Consider the following 6,541-nt stretch of genomic DNA (forward strand, 5'->3'; position numbering starts at 1 on the left):
AGCACTAAAAAATGGATAATGCCTGTTAGAAATTGGGGAATTATACTCAACCAATTTTTAGCTATATTTGAAAACAGGATTAAACTATAAATAATTTAACCCTGAAATTTTGAACTTACACACTTTTTAGGATAGTGTCTTACGATAAAATATAAAGCGAAACGAAATTTGTATATGATACTTGTCGTTTATCACTTAACTCGCTATTGTTTTAACACAATGTTTTGTTTGCGGGCTTTATCATTGTAAATTTATCGTGTTTTTACATTTAGGATAATTAGTACAACCTAAAAAATCACCATACTTTCCATTTCTTTTTGTCATAAAACCGCTTTTGCAACTTAGGCAAAGTATAGTGTTTTCTAAAATTTCTATATGGTTAAATGTCTGATTACAAATTGGATAATGCGAACAACCTAAAAATTGATTATTTTTAAATGAATTCTGTCTAATTACAAGGTGCCCTGTTTGGCAATATGGACAATTTGTTTTGCTTAGTATTTCGTTATTTGCAGTAAATAAAGTGTCATTTTCTGTTATTAGTTCTTCTGCAAATAAAGAAACATCAGTTGGAATAAGCAGTACCACTTCATTTTTCGTTCTTGTTAGCGCTACATAAAACAATCTTCGTTCTTCAGCAAAACGATATACTTCATTATCACTTAGTAATAAAGACAACATGGGGTCGTCAGTCATTTTGTTAGGGAAACCAAGTAAGTGATTTTTCAGGTTTAATACCATTACATTATCCGCTTCTAATCCTTTCGATTTATGCACCGTTATGTATTTAATGTCGATGTCTTCAAAGCCTTTTATTTCTAGTTTACCACTGCTTTCGTAATACTTTATTTTGCTGTTGGGTGTAAGTTTTATAAATTCATTAATGTCAAAGTTATGACGACCTAAAACCAAAATAGGTTTGTTTCCATTTTTATTTATTAGTGCTTGAATTTCATCTATAAAAATATCATCGGCATTGTCTTGTGAATAATAGACAAGCTTAATTGGGTTTTCGAAAGGTTCTTTTTTAGATTTTGGGTTTTTAGGTATTTGTTTGGTGTTTTTTTGAATGTACTTTGATGTTATATCAATTAGCGATTGTGAGTTACGGTAGGTTTGCTCAATAAATAACTGCTCGTATTTGCCAACATATTTTTCAAAATTGCTAAATAAAGAAATGTCGCTACCCGCAAAACGATAAATCGATTGCCAATCATCGCCAACACAAATTAGTCTTGCCCCTGATAATTCCCGAATTTCTTTAATTAGATTAAAGCGAGCGTACGAAATATCTTGATATTCGTCAATGATAATATACTGATATGTGTATTCTGGTTTATTTACTTTTATGAGTTCAGTTGCCTCATTAATCATATCATTAAAATCAATTTCACTTCTTTCTTTCAGTGTATTGTCATATTTTTTTAGGATTGGAAGTGCAAATTTCAAAAAGAGTTCTTGTCTTTCAAGCATAAACTCATTAACTACTTTAAATCTATCTGAAAACAAAGATATGATTGAGTCATAGTTTAGTTGTTTTGACTTGCTAAGGTTGATAAAAGTTTTAATCAGATTTTTAATTTCTTTTCCAAAATTCTTGTCGTCGTCCTTGACTTTTGTGTAGATAGTTTTTACATCTCTAGGTTTAAAAACTACATTTTCATTTTTTAACATTTCGGTTAGATTAATAAGCAAAACGTGGTCTCTGTTGTAGTAGGAATATGTTTCAAAAAGTTTGGTGTTGTAAGTTTTGTGCATTTCTCTCTTTGACTCCATATCTTCAACATATTTCTGCTCATTAAATGGTGTTAGCCATTTTGCTCTATTATTTTCATCAACACCAAAATGTTCTAAATAAATGTCGTAATCTTTTAGATAAAAATCAGGGCGATACATTGCATCGCCAAATGGGTAAGGCTTTTCATATTCATATTCAATACCATTTAGATACAAGAAATTTGCTATAGTAAGTTCTTCAACACTTTTAACTTTTTCACCCTGTACGGTATCAAGCGATGCTTTTGCAACTTTGTTTAGTGGCTCAGATTCGCATTTAGATTTTAAAGTTTGAAAATCAATACCTTTTTCGGTGTCTAATTTCTCGCCAAGTGATTGGTAACTTTCGTGTTCTTCTGGAATATTCATGTAGCACGCAACATAAACGATATATGCTTCTAATGCTTCTGTATCGTTGAATATTTCTTTTTCTAAATATTCTTTGATAACATTGTTTAATGTGTTTTCATTGGTTACGGTAGGACCAGTTAATAGGTGTCTTTTTATAGTGTTGTATCCAAGTTTATGGAAGGTTGTAGCTGTTGTATCAAGTCCGATACTTTTTAGTCGTTCGTTTATTTCGTCGACTGTTTTTCTTGTAAATGATAAAAGTAAAATGTTTTCAGGCTTGACATTTTTATGCTCTGTCAGGTATTTAACTTTACCGATAATAGTTAAGGTTTTACCCGAACCGGCACCTGCAATAATCAAATTTGAATATTCGTCTGTTATCAATGCAGTTCGTTGTTGGTCGTCTAATTTTTTACCTTCAACATCATCAAAATACTGGTTAAGTTTTTCTTTTTGGGTTTGGACATAGTTTTTATTGTAGTCAACTACGTAATTATCAAAATTTTGAAAAATATTATTAAATTTTTTGACGTTACCTTCTTTTTTGTAAAAGCTCGATTTACCTTTAAAGAATAGACCAACAATAGAAAACTTTGTTTTTATCTGGTCGCGTTGTTTCCAAGTTATATAGTCGTCAAACTTTTTTATAGTTTTAAAAAAAGAAACAATTTGCAGTAAATTAGATAGGTAGATAGTCTCCTGATATTTTTTCTTCTCTGTTAATTGTCGATAATAAACTAGAAAACTAATTATTAAAAAAGAAAAGATAATCAGAATCCATATCATAATTTTCAGTTTTTGATTTTCGATTTGTTGTAGATATTTAACTGAAACCCAATGCAAAGATAAGATTCCGTTTCAACGCTGAAACAAGTTCAGCACAGGCAAAACTTATTTATTGTTAAACAAAGTGAAGTTATTGTTTTTTTCTGATAAAGCCAAGTAGTGCTTTAAATTGCGATTACTAAAAATTGAAGACATTATTTCGAATCAAAAACTTCAAAATTGTATTTTTACAAAAACATCAAAAATGAATTCCAGAGCAAATCAACTTAAAGCATTTGATAGATTATTAACCATAATGGATGAGTTGCGTGAGCAATGTCCGTGGGATAAAAAACAAACCATGGAAACCTTACGCCATTTAACCATAGAGGAAACATACGAACTTGGTGATGCCATTCTTGATAAAGATTTAGAAGAAGTTAAAAAAGAGCTTGGAGATGTATTATTACACATTGTATTTTATGCTAAAATAGGAAGTGAAACTAAAGATTTTGATATCGCTGATGTATGCAACAGTATTTGCGAAAAACTAATAAGCAGACATCCTCATATTTACAGCGACGTAAAAGTTGAAAACGAAGAGGATGTAAAACGCAATTGGGAAAACCTAAAACTTAAAGAAGGCAAAACCAGTGTTTTAGAAGGTGTTCCAAAAAGTTTACCCGCGTTAGTAAAAGCGAATAGAATTCAGGAAAAAGTGGCAGGCGTTGGTTTTGATTGGGAAGCACCTAATCAAGTTTGGGAAAAAGTAGAGGAGGAGCTAAGTGAGTTTAAAACCGAAGTCCAATCCGGCAACCAAGATAATATGGAAAGCGAGTTTGGAGATGTGATATTTTCTATGGTAAATTATGCACGTTTTTTAAACATCAACCCAGAAAATGCATTAGAGCGTACTAATAAAAAATTCTCTAGACGCTTTCAATATTTAGAAAGTAAAGCAAAAAGTTTAAACAAACCACTTAAAGATATGACACTTGCCGAAATGGATGTATTTTGGGAGGAAGCAAAGCAATTTCAAAATAAGTAATTAGAAAATCTGTGATTTTCAAATATTAAATTTTGGGAAGAAGCTAAAAGATTGTAATTAACTTAACATAAGAAATTTGCTACTAGAGTTCTGTTTTTATATTTTTGCAATATGGTACAAGGCATTCATGAAAAGAGAAATAATAGAATCTTCAACTTTAACTTTCTAGTTTTTAGAACTCAATCGGATAAATTTATCCCTCCAGCTTTTTAATTTTATTAAGAACCTCAATAATTAAGGTTTTTGTTTTTACATGTCTAATTTTATCAATTCAGACACTTACCCGTAGCGTTTAATTTAACAATTCATTTTATCTGTAATTCAAGCTATAGATAGAATTACAACAACATCCTTTAATGACTATAAAAACATTTGATGCTTTTTCAAGGCTATCATTTATTGATATAAACCGCATTACAAATTTTTTGTTTGAAAACTCAGAAGAGCTTAGAGACACAAAAACGGCTATAAGAAAATCTATTAGGTATGCAGCAAAAGAAATACCTAGTTTAGGTGGTTATGTATTTGTTATAGATTATAAAGACGAAATATTAGGTGCAGCCGTAGTAAACAAAACAGGAATGAATGAATATTTGTCAGAAAACATTTTGGTTTATTTAGCTGTTAAACAGGGTTTTAGAAGAAAAGGAATTGCGAAAAAATTAATAAAACACACAATAAAGTATTGTAAAGGCGATATAGCTATTCACATAAATAAAGATAATCCTGTTATTAAACTATTTGAAAAACAGGGTTTTGAATCTAGAAATATAGAGATGCGATTAGAAAGAAAATAAATTAAATCAACAAAATAATAAGATGAGAATTATACAAATAAAAAGAAAAACCATAATAGAAAAACGTTATAGCGTAAAAATGGGAGAGTTAATTACAAAAGTAACTTATGTTAAAAAATGCCTGTTTGGTTTGCCTATTAAAACACTCCATAAATACCGAGGAACTTACTACGGAGAGGTAAAAGATTGTAATGACTGTAAGCTATTCGTTTAAAATATTTTTAAAAATAAATAATTAACTAAACAATAACAACTAAATGAAAGTACTAGTAATTGGTGCAGGTAACATGGGACTTACTTATGCAGAGGGGATTTCGAAATCTAAACTTTTAAAGAAACGGAATATTATGGTTTTAGATAAGTCTGAAGAAAAGCTTGAAGAAATCAATCAAATATCTCATTTTGATGCTTTTAGGGAATTGGACGATTGTATTCCAAATGCAGATATCATCTTTATTGCTGTAAAACCATACCATGCAGAAGGCGTTTTTAAATCCATAAGAACATTGGTAAAACCACAGCAAATTATTATTTCAATAATGGCCGGTATAACCATAGCTTCTATTAAGGAAATAACAGGTTTAGATAAAGTAGTTCGGGCCATGCCAAATTTACCAGCCCAAATAGGTAAAGGCTTAACATCTTATGTAACCTCACCAGAAGTTTCAAGAATAGAAATGTTAACTATCGAAAGTTTATTGGATACTACAGGTAAATCTATTCGAGTATCTAGTGAGAATTTAATTGATGCTTCAACTGGCATTTCAGGAAGTGGACCCGCTTATGTTTTTTATTTTATGCAAAGTATGATGGAAGCAGCGCTTCAAATGGGGTTTTCTAAAACGGATTCTACTGTTTTGGTAAGTCAAACCTTTACAGGTGCTATTGAGTTATTTAATCAATCTAATTTATCACCTAATTCTTGGATGGATAAAGTAGCTTCTAAGGGAGGTACAACACGTGCTGCGTTAGATTCTATGGAAGACAATAATGTAAATGAACTTATTAAAGAAGCTGCTTTTGCTGCGTTTAGTCGTGCAGTAGAATTGGGTAAAAAACATTAAAAATGTATAAAGAAAAAATAGTTATTAAAGTAGGGACTAACGTTATGACCAACAAAGACAATAGAATTGTTAGACCTGTTTTAAGAGAATTGATAAGACAAATAGCAGAACTCCATGAAAGAGATATCATGACCATTCTTGTGTCTTCTGGATCTGTTATCGCTGGTAAAGAAGTATTGGGCATGTCGAAAATTAAAGATAAAACTCAAAAACGGCAAGTATATTCGGCAATTGGACAACCCCGAATGATGCGACTTTACTACAATATTTTTCATGATTTTGGTATGAAGTGTGCGCAAGTGTTGCCTACAAAAAGAGATTTCAGTCCTGGAGTTCATAGACAAAATATGATTAATTGCTGTGAAGGATTGCTATCTGAAGGCGTTATACCTATTGCCAATGAAGATGATGCTGTATCGCTTACTATGTCTATGTTTTCAGACAATGATGAGCTAGCTAGTTTAATAGCGCAACTTCTAGATGTCGATAAGCTTATTATTCTAACAGATATTGATGGACTTTATACAGGGGATCCCGAAGAAGACAGCAGCGATTTGATTAAAAATGTAAACCCAAATGAAGATTTGAATAAGTATATTAAAGCTAAGTACATGACAAAAAATGGAATATATTAGTATTCATTTGATTTTCAGTGTTTAACAATACACTAGCTAAGAAAGAGAGCCCATGTTTAAAAATACTTTTAGCTTTTCTGCCATGTTTTTTGATTGTAATAGGGT

Annotated in this window: 5 protein-coding genes and 1 pseudogene; 5 read left to right on the top strand and 1 reads right to left on the bottom strand. The window is 30.8% G+C overall.

Going from position 1 to position 6,541, the window contains the following annotated elements:
* Nucleotides 1-240: 240 nt before the first annotated feature.
* Nucleotides 241-2,913, bottom strand: coding sequence for a UvrD-helicase domain-containing protein (locus P8K68_RS00525; protein WP_300247138.1), 2,673 nt, complete (start codon nt 2,911-2,913; stop codon nt 241-243).
* A gap of 244 nt (nt 2,914-3,157) precedes the next feature.
* Between P8K68_RS00525 and mazG the strand changes: the two genes are divergently transcribed.
* The 5 genes and pseudogenes from mazG to P8K68_RS00550 form a co-directional block, all read left to right on the top strand.
* On the top strand, nt 3,158-3,940 hold the full coding sequence (mazG, locus tag P8K68_RS00530; RefSeq protein ID WP_300247140.1) for a nucleoside triphosphate pyrophosphohydrolase: 783 nt from the start codon (nt 3,158-3,160) through the stop codon (nt 3,938-3,940).
* A 356-nt stretch (nt 3,941-4,296) separates the two neighbouring features.
* Nucleotides 4,297-4,737, top strand: a complete 441-nt coding sequence (locus tag P8K68_RS00535) for a GNAT family N-acetyltransferase (protein WP_300247141.1) — start codon at nt 4,297-4,299, stop codon at nt 4,735-4,737.
* A gap of 22 nt (nt 4,738-4,759) precedes the next feature.
* Nucleotides 4,760-4,951 (top strand): hypothetical protein, encoded by a 192-nt coding sequence (locus P8K68_RS00540; protein WP_300247143.1) that lies wholly within the window; start codon nt 4,760-4,762, stop codon nt 4,949-4,951.
* A gap of 43 nt (nt 4,952-4,994) precedes the next feature.
* On the top strand, nt 4,995-5,801 hold the full coding sequence (proC, locus tag P8K68_RS00545; protein WP_300247145.1) for a pyrroline-5-carboxylate reductase: 807 nt from the start codon (nt 4,995-4,997) through the stop codon (nt 5,799-5,801).
* 2 nt (nt 5,802-5,803) lie between these two features.
* Nucleotides 5,804-6,403: pseudogene (locus P8K68_RS00550) on the top strand (glutamate 5-kinase); the annotation flags it as partial.
* Nucleotides 6,404-6,541: the final 138 nt, after the last annotated feature.

It is taken from the genome of Algibacter sp. (genome assembly GCF_029245835.1).
Taxonomy (GTDB): Bacteria; Bacteroidota; Bacteroidia; order Flavobacteriales; family Flavobacteriaceae; genus Algibacter_B.